15 protein-coding genes are annotated in these 14,831 nt (G+C 71.1%); 3 read left to right on the plus strand and 12 right to left on the minus strand.

Features of this window, described 5'->3' with window-relative positions:
• Positions 1–105 precede the first annotated feature (105 nt).
• Complete coding sequence (locus tag ACFYY7_RS06855; protein WP_388657991.1) at positions 106–426, plus strand: hypothetical protein; 321 nt, start codon at positions 106–108, stop codon at positions 424–426.
• Positions 427–1,381: 955 nt separating this feature from the next.
• Here ACFYY7_RS06855 and ACFYY7_RS06860 read toward each other — a convergent pair.
• From ACFYY7_RS06860 to ACFYY7_RS06905, 10 genes are all read right to left on the minus strand, one after another.
• Positions 1,382–2,593 (minus strand): ATP-binding protein, encoded by a 1,212-nt coding sequence (locus ACFYY7_RS06860; protein WP_388657993.1) that lies wholly within the window; start codon positions 2,591–2,593, stop codon positions 1,382–1,384.
• Between the two features lie 145 nt (positions 2,594–2,738).
• A complete protein-coding gene (locus ACFYY7_RS06865) occupies positions 2,739–3,137 on the minus strand; it encodes a cell division protein SepF (protein WP_266729164.1) in 399 nt (132 codons plus the stop codon).
• Positions 3,138–3,241: 104 nt separating this feature from the next.
• Positions 3,242–4,516 carry a cytochrome P450 gene (locus ACFYY7_RS06870; RefSeq protein ID WP_388657997.1) on the minus strand — a complete coding sequence of 425 codons (1,275 nt, stop codon included), beginning with the start codon at positions 4,514–4,516 and terminating at the stop codon, positions 3,242–3,244.
• Positions 4,513–5,127: an ATP/GTP-binding protein gene (locus ACFYY7_RS06875; protein ID WP_388658000.1), complete on the minus strand. Its 615-nt coding sequence runs from the start codon at positions 5,125–5,127 to the stop codon at positions 4,513–4,515. The genes ACFYY7_RS06870 and ACFYY7_RS06875 overlap by 4 nt, the downstream gene beginning before the upstream one ends.
• On the minus strand, positions 5,105–5,458 hold the full coding sequence (locus ACFYY7_RS06880) for a DUF742 domain-containing protein (RefSeq protein ID WP_388658002.1): 354 nt from the start codon (positions 5,456–5,458) through the stop codon (positions 5,105–5,107). The genes ACFYY7_RS06875 and ACFYY7_RS06880 overlap by 23 nt, the downstream gene beginning before the upstream one ends.
• A complete protein-coding gene (locus ACFYY7_RS06885) occupies positions 5,455–5,880 on the minus strand; it encodes a roadblock/LC7 domain-containing protein (RefSeq protein WP_266729168.1) in 426 nt (141 codons plus the stop codon). Before ACFYY7_RS06885 ends, ACFYY7_RS06880 begins: the two co-directional genes overlap by 4 nt.
• Positions 5,877–7,247 (minus strand): ATP-binding protein, encoded by a 1,371-nt coding sequence (locus tag ACFYY7_RS06890; protein WP_388658005.1) that lies wholly within the window; start codon positions 7,245–7,247, stop codon positions 5,877–5,879. Before ACFYY7_RS06890 ends, ACFYY7_RS06885 begins: the two co-directional genes overlap by 4 nt.
• Before the next feature lie 71 nt (positions 7,248–7,318).
• On the minus strand, positions 7,319–8,320 hold the full coding sequence (locus ACFYY7_RS06895) for an MBL fold metallo-hydrolase (protein ID WP_388658008.1): 1,002 nt from the start codon (positions 8,318–8,320) through the stop codon (positions 7,319–7,321).
• 380 nt (positions 8,321–8,700) lie between these two features.
• Positions 8,701–9,873 (minus strand): Gfo/Idh/MocA family protein, encoded by a 1,173-nt coding sequence (locus ACFYY7_RS06900; RefSeq protein ID WP_383720544.1) that lies wholly within the window; start codon positions 9,871–9,873, stop codon positions 8,701–8,703.
• Between the two features lie 256 nt (positions 9,874–10,129).
• On the minus strand, positions 10,130–10,930 hold the full coding sequence (locus ACFYY7_RS06905; RefSeq protein ID WP_388658011.1) for a DeoR/GlpR family DNA-binding transcription regulator: 801 nt from the start codon (positions 10,928–10,930) through the stop codon (positions 10,130–10,132).
• Between the two features lie 184 nt (positions 10,931–11,114).
• Between ACFYY7_RS06905 and ACFYY7_RS06910 the strand changes: the two genes are divergently transcribed.
• Both ACFYY7_RS06910 and ACFYY7_RS06915 read left to right on the plus strand, forming a co-directional pair.
• Positions 11,115–11,999 (plus strand): SIS domain-containing protein, encoded by an 885-nt coding sequence (locus ACFYY7_RS06910; protein WP_388658013.1) that lies wholly within the window; start codon positions 11,115–11,117, stop codon positions 11,997–11,999.
• A 196-nt stretch (positions 12,000–12,195) separates the two neighbouring features.
• A complete protein-coding gene (locus tag ACFYY7_RS06915) occupies positions 12,196–12,990 on the plus strand; it encodes an acyl-CoA thioester hydrolase/BAAT C-terminal domain-containing protein (protein ID WP_388658014.1) in 795 nt (264 codons plus the stop codon).
• Positions 12,991–13,051: 61 nt separating this feature from the next.
• Here ACFYY7_RS06915 and ACFYY7_RS06920 read toward each other — a convergent pair whose 3' ends face one another.
• Positions 13,052–13,603, minus strand: a complete 552-nt coding sequence (locus tag ACFYY7_RS06920; protein ID WP_388658016.1) for a hypothetical protein — start codon at positions 13,601–13,603, stop codon at positions 13,052–13,054.
• Between the two features lie 80 nt (positions 13,604–13,683).
• Positions 13,684–14,826 carry a P1 family peptidase gene (locus ACFYY7_RS06925; RefSeq protein ID WP_388658019.1) on the minus strand — a complete coding sequence of 381 codons (1,143 nt, stop codon included), beginning with the start codon at positions 14,824–14,826 and terminating at the stop codon, positions 13,684–13,686.
• Positions 14,827–14,831 lie beyond the last annotated feature (5 nt).

Below are 14,831 nucleotides of genomic sequence, written 5' to 3' on the forward strand. Positions count from 1 at the left end.
GGCACTCCGACAGAACCTCGGCCGGCCTACACCACTCTGGATCCGCGCCGTGCCGCACCCAACGAAGCGATCTACGGCTACACCAACCACGATCACACGAGCTGCGTGCTCTGGTACCACGACCACGCCATCGGGATCACCAGCCTCAACGTCTATGCGGGCCTGGCCGGCACCTACCTCATTCATGATCCCGCCGACAGGCGGCTCGGCCTGCCGCAGGGCGAGTTCGAGGCTCCCCTCATCCTGGCCGACCGGACCTTCCATCCGGACGGCTCGCTCGCCTACACCCTGGACAAGGAGTTCGGCGCGGACACGCCCGTAGTCAACGGGAAGGCGTACCCGTTCCTGGACGTCCAGCCGCGGCGCTATCGGCTGCGTATTCTCGTGGCCTTCAGGACCGTTCGGCCCGGGTACGAAGCGACATGACGAACCGCCGCACCTGCGGTGCCGGGCCTGAACGCAACGGTGCCCCTCGGCCGAGGTCTCAGCCGGGGGGGGCACCGAACGTTCTCTGCACGCGACCGCTGCGAAAGAGCCGCAAGATGGTGTACAGCGATGGGTTCAAACAATTCCCGTGCACTCCAAGGAACCGTCTTCATCCCAGCAGCAAACCACGTACTCTCCCTCAAGTTCCCCGGTGTCGCATCCGGGTTCAATCCAGGGGATATTCGGGGAGTGAGACGAAGATGGTTGAATTGATTCTCGCGCCTGCACCGTCCCCGCCGAGCCGAGCAGCAGCGAGGCGAGCACGGCAACTATTGCCAGCGCCGCGATCGAGGTGAACCCCGACATTCTTGGCCGTTGACGAACGTTCGTTACTGATCTCATCACAAGACCTTGCCTTTCGCTCGCTGCCACACGTGCCATAGATGCCGCATGCAAGATGCGGATTCTGGACACTTTCCGGGTTTCAGGCACGTGCGAGGCATTCAGGTGTATGCCGGCCGGTGAACTCGCCACAGATAGAGATCAGTTCAGGGCGCGTAACCATCGTGGCACTGCTCCAATCCAGTCGCAACTGCGCAATTTACTCAAACCGCTTCAGCGAGACACCATCCCAATTGACTTGTCTGCGCACTTGAATGCCCGCAACAGCTGGAATCTTCTCTTCCGCTTGATCAAGTTATGACAAGCCCTGCTCACGCCCCCTGTCGCGCATCTCCGCTCTCTCATGCCATTATGGAAAACTGCGCTGCCGACGGGGAGAGACCATCTGCACGTCGGCACTCCTCAAAATGAGTGCCGGGCCGGGTGCGAGACCTCAGGGAGAGCACCCGCCCTTCTCCCGGTAGTGACTGCTGCAGCGGTCACGGACTGGGGGCGCGCATTCCCTCGTGACCGCCGGCAGTTCGGTGACGGACTCACCACACATCGAGTTCAGTCACGGCGCCAGGGCCACCACCCTCACTCCAGGCATCTCCCGGGCCCTTGCCGCGCCTGACTCGGTGACCGTGCCGACCAGCCTGAGATGCCCGGCCGCCCCGATCGTCAGGGCCAGGGAGAGCAGCTCGCGCAACTGCCTTTCGTCCAGGTCACGATCGAGTCCGTCGGCCAGCACGGTGAGGGTCTGCATGGCAGACGGCACCTCTCCCGCGGCATCCACCGCCAGCACCCCGGGACCGGTGAGCAGCACCAGGGCGAGGGCGAGGTACCTCAGCTCGCCGTCGCCGAGCCGCCCGGCCGGGGTGGCCCGTCCCCCGCCCCTGCCGAGGACCGCCCGCAGCGAACCGTCGGGGAGCCGTTCGACGCCCAGTGCGGTCACCGTCCCCGCGCATCCGGCGTGCGCCGCGGCGACCAGCCGGGCATGGCGCTGCGCGCACTGCGTGTGCGTACGCTCCAGCACCGCCGCCAGGTTGTCGCAGTCGCGCCGCAGCCTGTCGTCTCCGGCCGGCACGGGGGCACGCATCCGCTGCGGTTGCGGTTCGCAGGCGAAGACCGACCGGAGGGCCACCACCATCTGCTCGGCGGCGGCCAGGACCCGTAACTGCCCCTCGGTCCGGCCCGCGACCCGCAGCGGCAGCAGGGCCGTGCCGAGACGGTCGTCCGGCAGTGGCGCCCGCGTCACCGGGACCGCGCCCGCGGTGTGCCAGGCCGCCTGGACCGTGGCGCGTCCCGGGTCGCGCAGCGCGGTGGTGAGCAGGGTCTCGCCGCCGCCGGTCAGCCGTTCACCGACGATACGGAGGGTGGGCTCCGCCTGGACGGCGACATCGAGCCGCACCGGTCCCGCCGGGCCGTCCGCCGTGCAGCCGATCCGGAAGCCGCGGCGGCCCTGCGCGTCGGCCGCGGCCCCCTCCGGCACGCAGGCCGCCGGATCGGGGAAGACCTCGTCCAGCGGGTCTCCGCCGCCCAGCCGCGCCAGCGCCTCGTACGCCCGTAACGCGCTCGACTTGCCGCTGCCGCCCGGCCCGCCGAAGAGCGTGACGGGGCCGATGGGGAAGGCGGCGCCCCGGTGCGAGGCGAAGGCGGACAGCCGCAGTTCGGTGACGACGGGCCCGGCGGGGTGGACCCTCGTGCGTGCGTCGGGGGATGTGCCGTCCGGCGTGGTCGAACCGGTGGGCGGCAGCGGGAAGGTTTCGGGGCGGAGTGCGGTCATGGGCGGACGGTATGCAGGCCGTCAACAGAAGAACCGTTCCGCCTGAACGACCTTCCTACGATCGGGGTACGTCCACCCCCTCGTACGCCCCACCTCGTACGCACTGCCTCGCACACCCCTGCCACCGCCCGCCCCGGCGCCCCTCCTACGAACCGGGAAGGCCCGCCGCCGTGACTCCCTCGACCTCCATGCCGACCGGCGACAGCAGGAAGACGTTCCGGTCGACCCGGTGCATTCCGCTGCCGAGGCCGAAGACCACCCCGCTCGTGAAGTCCAGGATGCGCTTGGCCACATCCGTCTCGGCGCTGGTCAGGTCGAGCAGCACCGGAATCTGGGCGACCAGGTATTCGGCCACCTCCCGTGCGTCCGCGAAGACCTGGACCCGCAGCACGACGAGTCGCCGCTGCTCGGCCGTTTCGGTCTCGTCGGGAACCGTGCGGTGATCCACCCTGGACGGCCACTCGTTGCGGCTGCGCAGAGGTACGACCTGGGCAAGCCCCTCCCACTGCTCGTCCGTGACGTCGTACCTGTCGTACCTGCTCACCGGACCACCCCGTCTGTGCTTCGGTTGGCGTTGCGCCGGCTGCGCTCGCTGTTCATCGGGCAATTCTCTCGCCACTCACCCGTTCGGCGTACCACCGACACGGTTCATGGGCCGATCGACACCGTCGGCGGCCCGTCCGCCGCTTCCCCGACGGTCCTGTTCTGGTGGGTCTCCGCACTCATGTCGACGGGGGTGAACCGTACCGGAAGCCGGGACAGTGCGCGGTGGAAGGGGCCCGGACGCCACTTCAGAGCACTGGCCTCGACGGCCAGTTCCGCGTCGCAGAGCTGGCTGGTGAGCTGCTCGATCGCGGTCATGGCCATGAGCAGCGCCGGCTGCTTCGCCGGGCAGCGGTGCGGACCCGCGGACCAGGCCAGGTGGGCGCCGGCCCCGGAGCGGACCGCAGAGTCCGAAGGGCCGGGCTTCGAGCGGGTGTTGGCCGCGGCGTAGGAGACCAGGAGGAGTTGTCCCGCGCGCAGCCGCACGCCGTGGAACTCCGTGTCGTGGCGCGGGTAGTGGGCGGCGAGGTTGGCCAGCGGCGGGTCCTGCCAGAGGACCTCGTTGACCGCCTCGTGCGCCGTCATCGCGCCGCCGTGCAGCGAACCGGCGTAGCGGGCGTCGGTGAGCATGTGCAGCAGCGCGTTGCCGATCAGATTGGTCGTCGGATCGTGGCCCGCGCTCATGATCAGCGTGATCTGACGCACAGTCTCGTCGTCGTCGAGATTGGCCGGGTGGCCCAGCAGGTACGAGGTGAGGTCGCGGCCCGGGCGGTCACGGCGGTCGGCGACCAGCGCGGTGACGACCTCGACGAGGTCCGCGTAGGCGGCGGCGGCGTTCTCGGCGGAGTTGAACATGCCGGCGATGCCGTTGACGATGCGTTCGCCGTCGCCCGGTTCCACCCCGAAACAGATGGCCAGGACGTGCAGCGGGAGCCGTCGGGCGTACTGGGCGATGAGGTCGGCGCTTCCGGTGGCGGCGAACTCGCCGATCAGGCGCCCCGCGACCCGGGTGACCTCGGCCCGCAGGGCGTGCGGTTCGATCAGTGCGAGGCTGTCGTTGATGGCGCCGCGGTAGCGGGCGTGCACGTCGCCGTCGCTGAACAGCGCGGTGCGCCGGTAGCCGAGCATGGGCAGGACCGGCGAGTCCTCGGGGACGGTGGCCTGCCAGGCGCGCGGATCCTTGGTGAAGGTGTGGGTGTCGCGGAGCAGATCGACGGCGGCCTGGTAGTCGGTGACCAGCAGGGCGTCGATGCCGGGGGCGAGCCGGACGGGCGCGAGGGGGCCGTGTTCGCGCAGGCGCCGGTAGTGGCTCCTCGGGTCGGCGGCGAATTCCGGACCGTACAGGGCGAGCGGCTCCGGCGGCTGTGCGAACGCTGTCATGACGGGTCCTCGGGCCTGGGCATCTTGGTGAGTACGTGCTCGGCCAGCGCGATCAGGGCGTCGATGCTGCCGCGGCGTTCACGGGCGTCGCACTGCACCAGCGGGGTCTCGGGGGCGAGGTCGAGGTGTTTGCGCAGGACCTCGTCGGTGTGGGCGGGGGCATCGGGGAAACGGTTGACCGTGACCGCGTACGGCAGGCCCTGCTCCTCGACCATGTCCATGACCGCGAAGGAGTCGGCGAGCCTGCGGGTGTCGACCAGGACGACCGCGCCGAGCGCACCCCGCGCGATGTCCTCCCAGAGCGGCAGGAACCGCTGCTGGCCGGGGGTGCCGAACATGTAGAGCACCAGGTCGTCCAGGACGGTGAGCCGGCCGAAGTCGACGGCGACGGTGGTCGTGGTCTTGTCCGGCAGCCCCGCGGTGTCGTCGAGCCGGGTGCTGGACTGGGTCATCGCCTCTTCGGTGTGGAGCGTGGCGATCTCCGACAGCGTACGGATCAGGGTGGTCTTGCCGACGCCGAACGGACCCGTGACGACGATCTTCATCAGGTTCCGGGCGGCGGGCGGCAGATAGCCGATGCCGGTGCGGTCAGTGGAGGGAGCGGAGTCCAACGAGCAGCCTCTCGACGAGCGACCGGTCGATCTCCCCGGCGCTGGGGACGGGCGGTCGGGTGTGCAGGTGTCCGGCGGCCGCGAGGTCCGTGGCCAGGAAGACGGTGGCGCTGACCGGCAGGTCCAGGTGGGCCGCGCACTCGACGACGGTGAGCGCCCCCGGTTCGAGCAGCTCGCAGAGTCTGCGCTGTTCCGAGCCGGTGTCCGGGGGCAGCTCGGTGTCGGCGCGCACGAGTACGTCGAGCCGGTCGAGCGCGGGACCGGCGGGCCGGGTCCGGCCGCCGGTGACCAGATAGGCGGGTATCAGACGGCGCCCCGGGCCGGAGGTCATGGCCGGGCGGCGGTGTCCGGCAGGCGGGCGGGTGCGTTCATCGCCCGGGTCAGGGCGGTGACCTGCACCTGCATCTGGTACGCGATGTCGCCGAGCTTGGCTCCGGGTTCCGCGAACAGGGCGAGTGTGGTGTTGTTCCCGGCCGGTACGACGATGGCGAAGCCCTGGTCGGACTCGACGACCGTCTGGGCCAGGCGTGGTGCCTCGACGTCGGTGAAGGCCGTGGTGAAGGCGCGTGCCGCGGCGTGCAGCGTGGCGGTCATGGCGGCGACCCGTTCGCCGGAGGCCCGGTCCAGGCCGGGTGAGGCGCCCTCGACGAGGCCGTCTCCGGTGGCGACCACGGCGTGCTGGACTCCGGGGAGCTCCAGCAGCGGGGTCAGCACCCATGCGAGGTCACCGGTGGTGGAAGTGGGGGCGCTCACGTCTGGTCGTCTCCTTGCTCGTCCCGGTCGTCCGGGTGGTCGTGGTCGTCCGGTGCCGGGGCGGATGGCGGCCCGGCGACGCTCCTGCCGTTGAGGGTGCCCTGCTGGAGTGCCGCCCAGGAAGCCCCTGCCTGCTCGGGTGTACGGGGCACCTGTTCGCGCTCCGGGGCGGCGCCGGCGGGCGCCTGGGGGGACGGGGCCGGGCGTGGTGTGCGACGACGTCGGCTGGGCAGCGCGGGGGCCTGTCCGCCGGCGGGTTGCGGCACGGGGGCGGTCTCCTGCTCGGTCGGCGCGGGAACGGTGGACGAGGCGGGCGTCCGCACCGGCTTCGGGGCGAGGGCGGAGAGGCTGCGGTCGTCGTCCAGCACCGTCAGCAGATGGGCGGGGACGCGCAGGATCGTGCGCATGCCGCCGAACGGCGATTCCTCGATGTGGCAGTTGAAGCCGTACTGGAGCACCAGCCGGCCGACGACGGCGAAGCCGGTCTGCGGCGGATCGCCCAGCTCGGTCAGCAGGATCTCCGGCGGGCCCGCCACCAGGGCCCGTGCCCGGTCGAGCGCGTCGTCGTCCATGCCGATGCCCGCGTCGTCGACCATCAGGAACGCGCCCCGGCCGCCGCTCTGCTGGAGGGTGACCTGGACATCGGTGTCGGGGTGCGAGTAGGCGGTGGCGTTGGCCAGCAGTTCGGCCAGGGCGATGGCGAGGGGTTCGGCGGCACGGGCGACGAGGCCGAGCCGTTCGTCGCGCAGGTGGTTGGCGACCTTGACGCGTTCGTAGCCGGCCACCCGGGACTGGGCGCCGAGCACGATCTCGACGAGCGGCGAGTTCTGGCGGGCGAGGCCGGGCCAGGCGTCGCAGAGCACCGCGGTGGCCTGGGTGCGTCGCAGCGCCAGTTCGTTGCGGAAGTCCAGTTGCAGGATGCGCGGGTCGTCGTACTCGTGCTGGAGCTCGTGCAGCAGCTGCTGGGACTGGTTGAGCAGGGACTGGATCTTGGCGGAGGTGCCGCGCATCGCCGCGCGGGCGGCCGCGTCGACGCGGCCCCGCTCCTCCAGGACGGCCGTGCGCGCGGCCTGCACCGCCTCGGTGAGCAGCCGCGCGGCATCGCCGTCGATCTCGGCCGCCTCCCGCAGTCCGGGGACCTGGGCGGTGGGGTGGGAGAGGGCGAGCGCGGCGACGGGTATCCGCTCCCGGGCCAACTGGCCGATCTCGTCGGTGAGGGCCGTGGTACGGGCCTCGGCGGCCTTCGTCTGCCGTTCGGCCAGCTCGGCGCGGGCCGCGGCGATGCGTTGGGCACGCGCCATGTTCTCCGCGTGGACCATCGCCGCCACGGCGGCGGCGACGGCGATCACCGCCACTATCCATCCCATGCCGTCACCGCGTTTCTGTTGTCGGACAGGTCTTCAGGGGAAAAGGGGTGGCCCTCCTGGCAGGAACGCCTCTACCGCTCCGCAGGTCCGGCCGGCTCATGCGGCTGCTCCAGTTCCTGAGCGACCACGGCGACCTCGGTCATCACCTGGAGCACTCCGGGCAGTTCGGAGCCGTCGAGCTGCCGGTACTCGCTGCCGATGGTCACCACCAGCCGCTCGGGAAGCCCAAGCTCCGGGTAGCGTCCCTCGGCGATGACCCGGCGGGCGGCCTCGACGGCGGGGATCCCGGCCGCGTGGAAGGCGTGGGTGCGCTCACGCACGTACTCCAGGTACACGATGTGATCGCGTACCCCGGCCCGGTCGAGGAGCGGGCCGTGTCCCGGGACGACGGTCTCGGCGCCGGTGGCCAGCACCCGTTCGCAGGCCGAGATCAGATTGCTCAGCGGGCCCGCCCAGTGCACCGGATGGTCGCCCGGCTGCTCCGGGGTGGAGGAGAAGATGATGTCCCCGGTGAACACGGCACCCTGCGCGGGCAGATGGACCATCAGGTCGCCGGTGGTGTGCGCGGACGGCAGCGCGGAGATCTGGACCGGGTACTCCCCCAGCGTCAGTTCGAGCTCGCCGGTGAAGTAGGTGGTCGGCACCACCGGCTCGGTCCGCGACCAGTCGAAGGTGCCGAAGTGACGTGCGAGATAACCGCCGAGCGGGGTGGCCCGGTCGCCGGCCGCGACGAGGGCGTGCTGCTGCTGCGGCGTGGGTTCGTAGTGGATGTGCTCGCGGGCCTCGCGGGTCGCGATGATCTCCGCGTCCGGGAGTACGCCCGCGCCCCAGAAGTGGTCCCCGTTGGCGTGGGTGACGATCACCCGGTCGACCTGGACGCCGTCCGGCAGCCGCTTCGTGGACTCGGCCAGGAACTGACCGGCCAGCACCGCGTCGTAGGGGGTGTCGATCCAGAGCGCGCCCCGGGGCGAGACGAGCAGACCGCAGTTGGCCAGCCCCCAGCCCCGTTTCGGCGGGAGCCATGCGTACAGGCCCCTGCCCAGGTCAACGACGTCTCCACCCGTGATCGACATGGACGCGATTATGCCGACCGAGATCCGGCCACGCGTTCGAACTCGGCCACTAAGGGGTTCCATTGGCGCAAAATCGATGCTCTCGCCCCCAGGCGGCACAGTCGCGGTAACCCTGCGAGACCGACGCGCCCCGCCCCCACTCGTCATCTTCCGGATGATTGCCACCAATTCACCCGACGATGTCACACGTCTCGCCGAACACCCACCGGGCGGCCGCTAAACAGGAATGCGCCGATTACCCACCGAGCATGGCCGAAAACAATCGCATGGTGACCTTCGACAAGACCTTCAGCGAGACCTTCGGGGACGGCACCGGAAGGCACCGTCCCCGAAGGTCTCCGCGACTGCGAACCGGTCGCGCCGGTCGCACCGGGCGCGCGCTACCCGACCTGGCCGCCCTCGAAGTAGGCGATCAGCTCCGGGTCGAGGGCCGGCACCTCGAACGGCGTGCCGCCCTCGCGCAGGGACCGGGTCGCGAGCACACCGGCGGCGACGCTCATCCGGGCGGCGACCGGCGAGGTGTCGGTGACGCCCCCGTCGCGCACGAACCGGCAGAACTCCTCCATGATCCGGCTGTCCCCGCCGCCGTGGGAGCCGTTGGCCTCCGGCACCCGGTAGGTGATGTCGGCCTCGGCCCGGTATCCGCTGGGGCCGGTGTTCCAGACCTTGACCTCGTCGCCGGGGCCGTCACCGAAGTTCTCCAGGCGCCCCTCGGTGCCGATGACGGTGTAGTTCCGCCAGTAGTCGGGGGTGAAGTGGCACTGCTGGTAGGCGGCCACGACGCCGTTGTCGAGCTGCATGTTCATCACCGAGACGTCCTCGACGTCCACGATGTGATGCAGGTCCTTGCGGGCCGTCGGCGGCCAGTCGAACTCGCGCAGCCAGTTCGCCGGGCGCGGGGTGTCCGGCTCCCGGCGCGGCAGGTCGCCGTAGACGAGGAGGTCGCCGAGCGCGTTGACACGGCGGGTGTAGCCGCCGGCCAGCCAGTGCAGCACGTCGATGTCGTGCGCGGCCTTCTGGAGCAGCAGACCGGTGGTGCGGGTCCGGTCGGCGTGCCAGTCCTTGAAGTAGTAGTCACCGCCGTACCCGACGAAGTGCCGCACCCAGACGGCCTTGGGCTCGCCGATGTCGCCGCGGGCGATGATGTCGCGCATCAGCCGCACGACGCCCATGTGGCGCATGTTGTGTCCGACGTACAGCCGGGTCCCGGTCTCGTACGCGGCGCGCAGGATGTTGTCGCAGCTCTCGACCGTGATCCCGAGCGGCTTCTCGACGAAGACGGCCTTGCCGGCCCGCAGCGCGTCGATGGCGATCGTCTCGTGGGTGTCGTCGGGAGTGGCGACGATGATCGCATCGAGGTCGTCCCGGCCGAGGAGCTGCTTGTAGTCCTCGACCGCGACATCGGCACCGAACTGCTCGGCCTCGCGCCGCCGCACCTCGGGGTCGAGGTCGCAGACGGCGGTGATCGCCGAGCCCTGTCCGGGGTGGTGGGCGGAGGTCGCGATGGAACGGCGCAGGCCGAGCCCGATGACGCCGAGTCGCAGGTCTGACACGGGGGTCCCTTCTGGTTGTGCTGGTGGTGCGGGCGGGGTTCGTACGGGGATGGGTGCGGCCGATGCTCCTGCACGGCGACACGCACATAGTTCACGACAGCGCACGCAAATGGCAAGAGTTGTTCGTTTCATGGACTTAGCGAGCATGATTTGGCATCAAGTCGCCTCGGCGCAAGCAAGGAAACAGCGGGCACACAGAAACGGCGGGGCGCCGCCCCTCGTCCGGGACGACTCCCCGCCGTCGGGCGGCCGGCGCTCACACCGCGATGACCGTGACCCCGGCCTCCGTGAAGCGGGCGGTCGCCTCCGGGGTGATCCCCTCGTCGGTGACCAGGAAGTCGATCCGGGACAGATCGCAGACCCGGGCGAAGGCCCGCTTGCCGATCTTCGAGGAGTCCGCGGCCACGACCACACGCTGGGCCTGCTGGGCGAGCAGGCGGTTGATGCTGGCCTCGCCCTCGTGGTGGACGTACGCACCGCGCTCGGTGTCGATCGCGTTGACGCCCAGCACGGCGACGTCCAGCGTGATCTCGCCCAGCACCCCGCTGGCCAGCGGGCCCGTCAGCTCGTACGACTGGGGCCTGGCCACTCCGCCGGTCACCACGATCTTGATCTGCGGCCGGATCACCAGCTCGTTGGCGATGTTGAGGGCGTTGGTGACCACGGTCAGGGTCGGCTGCCCGCCCACCCCCGTCGCGCCCTCACCGACGACGTCGGAGCGCACCGCCAGCGAACGGGCGACCTCGGTCAGCGTCGTACCTCCGGTCAGTCCCACCACCTCGCCCACCGCCACCAGTTCGGAGACCGCACGGCCGATGGCCTGCTTCTCCGGGGCGTGGCGTCCGGTCTTGTAGCGCAGGGCCAGTTCGTAACTGACGCCGTGCGCCACCGCGCCGCCGCGGGTACGGGTGAGCAGCTGCTGCTCGGCGAGCTGGTCCAGGTCGCGGCGGATGGTCGCGGCCGAGACGTCCAGCGTCGTGGCGGCGTCCTCGACGTCCACCCGGCCGTTCTTACCGACGAGTTCCAGCAGCGCGTTCCACCGGGCATCCCTGGACAAGGCACCTCTCCTCACAGGCCGGGCTTCGGGCACCCATCCCCTTGGGTACGGTCACCGGACACGCGCAAGCGTCGCACAAGGCTCCGCCCAGTCAAGCTTCCTGCACGCAGGATGCTTGATAATGCTCGCACAACCCATATAGCGTGCGTAAACGAGCATCCCACTACGAGTACGGAGTGCAAAAGTGTCATTTGTCGAGATCGAGACAGCCAGTCAGCCGGAATGCTGGCGTCGCGCCGCCGAGCTGGCCGAGACGCAGTCGGCCGCGCTGCCCGCCACCGGCGAGCGCATCGCGGTCGTCGGCTGCGGCACCTCGTTCTACATGGCTCAGGCGTACGCCGCGCTCCGTGAGGGGTCCGGTCAGGGCGAGTCCGACGCCTTCGCCGCCTCGGAGTTCCCGTTCGGCCGCGGCTACGACCGGGTCGTCGCCCTCACCCGCTCGGGAACCACGACCGAGGTGCTGGAGCTGCTCGAACGGCTCCGTGGTGTCACCCGTACCGTGGCCATCACCGCCGACCCGAACACCCCGGTCATGACGGCGGCCGACGATGTGGTCGTGCTCGAATTCGCCGACGAGCAGTCCGTCGTGCAGACCCGGTTCGCGACCACCGCGTTCACCCTGCTCCGCGCCCACCTCGGTCTGCACACCGAGGAAGCGGTGCGCGACGCGGAGACCGCGCTGGCCGAGCCGCTGCCCGAGGGTCTGGTGGAGTGCACCCAGTTCACCTTCCTCGGCCGCGGCTGGACGGCGGGGCTCGCCAACGAGGCGGCGCTGAAGATGAAGGAGGCGTCGCTGTCCTGGACCGAGTCGTACCCCGCGATGGAATACCGCCACGGCCCGATCAGCATCGCCACCGCCGGCACCGCCACCTGGATGTTCGGCACCGCCCCCGAGGGGCTCGCGGAGCAGGTGCTGGCGACCGGCGCCCGCTGGGTGGAGAGCGGCCTGGACCCGCTGGCCGACCTGGTGCGCGTGCAGCGTCTGGCGATCGCCCGTGCCACCGCCCGCGGTCTGGACCCGGACAGCCCCCGCCACCTGACCCGCTCCGTCGTGCTCACGGACGCCTGACCGGCCGATGCGCATCATCGAGCACACCTTCGGCGATCCCTGTCCCTGCGAAGGCGATCCCGGCGAAGGCGCTCGCGGAGCTGCTCCCGGGGCTGCTCACGGAACCGGGACCCCTCGCGAAGCCCTTCACCGGGGCGTTCGCGAGGGGTTCCTCGCCAGGCCGCAGCACGGACCCGACGGCGGCCCGGAGGTCGGGGTGCTCGTGCTCTCCGGGTCCAGCGGGCGGATCGAGGACGAGCGGTGCCAGCTCCTGGCCCGTGAGGGCATGGCCGCCCTGTCGATCCGCTGGTTCGGCGGCTCCGGACAGCCGCCGGGCATCTGCGAGGTCCCGCTGGAGACGTTCGAGCCCGCGATCGAGGTACTGCGCGCGGGCGGCGCTCGGCGGATAGGCGTCCTCGGTACGTCCAAGGGCGCGGAGGCCGCTCTGCACCTGTCGGTGCTCCTGCCCGGCGTGGACGCCGTGGTGGCGCTCTCGCCCACGTCCCTCACCTGGGCAAACGTCGGGCCCGGGACCGATGGACAGGACCGGCCGTGCCGGTCCTCCTGGACCTGGCGCGGTGAGCCGCTGCCGTTCGTCCCCTACGACGACTCCTGGGCACCCGCGCCCACACGGCCCGAGGGCGGTCCGGTCGCCGTTCGCGGCTGGTACGGGCAGAGCCGGCGCACGTTCGCCGACCGGGTCGACGCGGCGAGGATCCCGGTGGAGAGGTCCGGCGCCGAGCTCGTCCTGGTCGCGGGCGGCGACGACGAGATGTGGCCCTCGCTGCCCTGCGCCGAGGAGCTGGCCGACCGCCGCAGAGCGGCCGGCCTGCCCGTACGCGTCGTCGGCAGCCCCGACGCGGGCCACCGCCCGCGGCTGCCCGGTGAGGGCCCGGCGCCCGCCTCCGCGCAGTTCCGGTACGGAGGCTCAGCCGCGGCGGACGCGGCGCTCGGGACGGCCGCCTGGCCGCACATCCTCGACGCGCTGCGCGGCACGCACGGCCCGGTCTGAGAACCGTGCGGAGGCCGGTGGGCGGGACGGGGCCGCCGGCCTCGCCCACACGGCCCCCGGGTCAGGACTCCTCGAAGTAGGCGTCCAGAACCTCGTCGAGTTCCGCCGCCCACGCCTTGAGGCTGCTCCTGGCCGGCGCCTCGACCTCGGCGTTGAACCACCGGCGGGTCGACATGTGGACCGTGACGGTGAACCGGCGGCCGAACCGGGGCAGCTTCACCTCGACGGCGCCGATCTCGTCCCACCGGAAATCGGCTTCCTGGTCGTCCAGCCGGAACCGGACTCCCGCACGGTCCGCGGTGATCGAGCCGCGACGGTCGCTCACCTCGAACGAGGGACCGTCCGCCGCCTCCTTGTCGTCGGCCGCATCGGACACGGCCTCCGCCTCGTCGCCGTCGTCGGGGGCGGCGGCGTCGGCCGCTCCCTCCTGCGCCGCTTCCCGCTCCGGCTGTTCCTGCTCCGCCTGTTCCGGTTCTGTCTGCTCCAGGTCTGGCTGCTCCAGGCTCGTGTCCGGTTTGCCGGCCTTGACAGGGGCCGTGAGACCGGGGATGAACGCCGGGTCTGTCCCTGCGGCGTATCCGGGCTGAGTGTTCGGATCTATGCGCTGCTCCACGGCGGGCAGTATGGCCGACGAACCTGTACCGGGCCAACGAACCCCGCCCCGAAACACCTGTGAACCGCCCCGGTGACGGGCTACAGAACCGCTCCCCGCGCCGCCAGGAGTTCGCTCACCCGGCCCAGCGGGAGGGCCGGGACGTGGTGGCCGGCCCGGCCGGTCATCGGGCGCGCGCCGGTGAGCACATTGAGCACCGCCTCCTCCACCGACTCGACCACCGCGCAGTAGAAGGGGTCCATCCGGCCCCAGGGCACGAACCGCATCGACTCGTACGGCGCGCTGCCGTCGTCCTCGGGAAACGTACTGGTCAACGCGGACGGGTTGGCCGTGGAGAAGGCCAGGAACAGGTCCCCGGAGAAGTGACTGCCGGTGGTGCCGGTACGGGCCAGGCCGAGCGTCACCCGGCGGGCCAGCGCCTTGCACTGACCCGGCAGCAGCGGGGCGTCGGTCGCCACGACCACGATCACCGAGCCCGCGCCGGGCGGCACCGGGCGCTCCCCGTCGGGCGCCGCCTCGGGGGCCGGAGCCCCGACCGGGTCGGTCAGCTCGCGCCCCACCGGCACACCGGCCACCACCAGTTCGCGCCGGGCGCCGAAGTTGGCCTGGACGAAGGCTCCGACGGTGTACCGGTCCTCGCCGTACTCCACCACGCGCGACGCGGTCCCCGAGCCGCCCTTGAAGCCGTAGCAGCGCATGCCCGTGCCGCCACCGACGCATCCTTCCTCGACCGGGCCCGACGCCGCCGCCCCGATCGCCTCCCCCGCGTGGCGGGACTCCACGGCCGAGCCGTGGATGTCGTTGAGGTGGCCGTCCCAGGTCTCCGTGACGACCGGCAGCAGCCACTCCGGCGCCATGCCCCCGCAGTTGGCGCGCACCCACTCGACCACGCCCCGGTGCACCGGGCCGACCGCGTACGTGTTGGTGATGACCACCGGCACGGCGAGCGAGCCGGTCTCCTCGATCCACGCGGTGCCGGTCATCTCACCGTTGCCGTTGAACGAGTGCCAGCCGGCCGCGCAGGGGGTGCCCACACCGTCCCGGCCGCGCGGCAGCAACGCGGTCACTCCGGTGCGTACGTCGTCGCCGTCGACGAGGGTGACGTATCCGACCTCGACGCCCGGCACATCCGTGATCGCGTTCCACCTCCCCGGCTCGCCGGTCAGGGGAATGCCCAACTCACGTGCGCGCCTGCGCTCTTCGCCCGGGTGATCTGCGCTCATGCGGA

The sequence above is a fragment of the Streptomyces sp. NPDC001933 genome (assembly GCF_042890955.1).
In the GTDB taxonomy this organism is placed as follows: domain Bacteria; phylum Actinomycetota; class Actinomycetes; order Streptomycetales; family Streptomycetaceae; genus Streptomyces.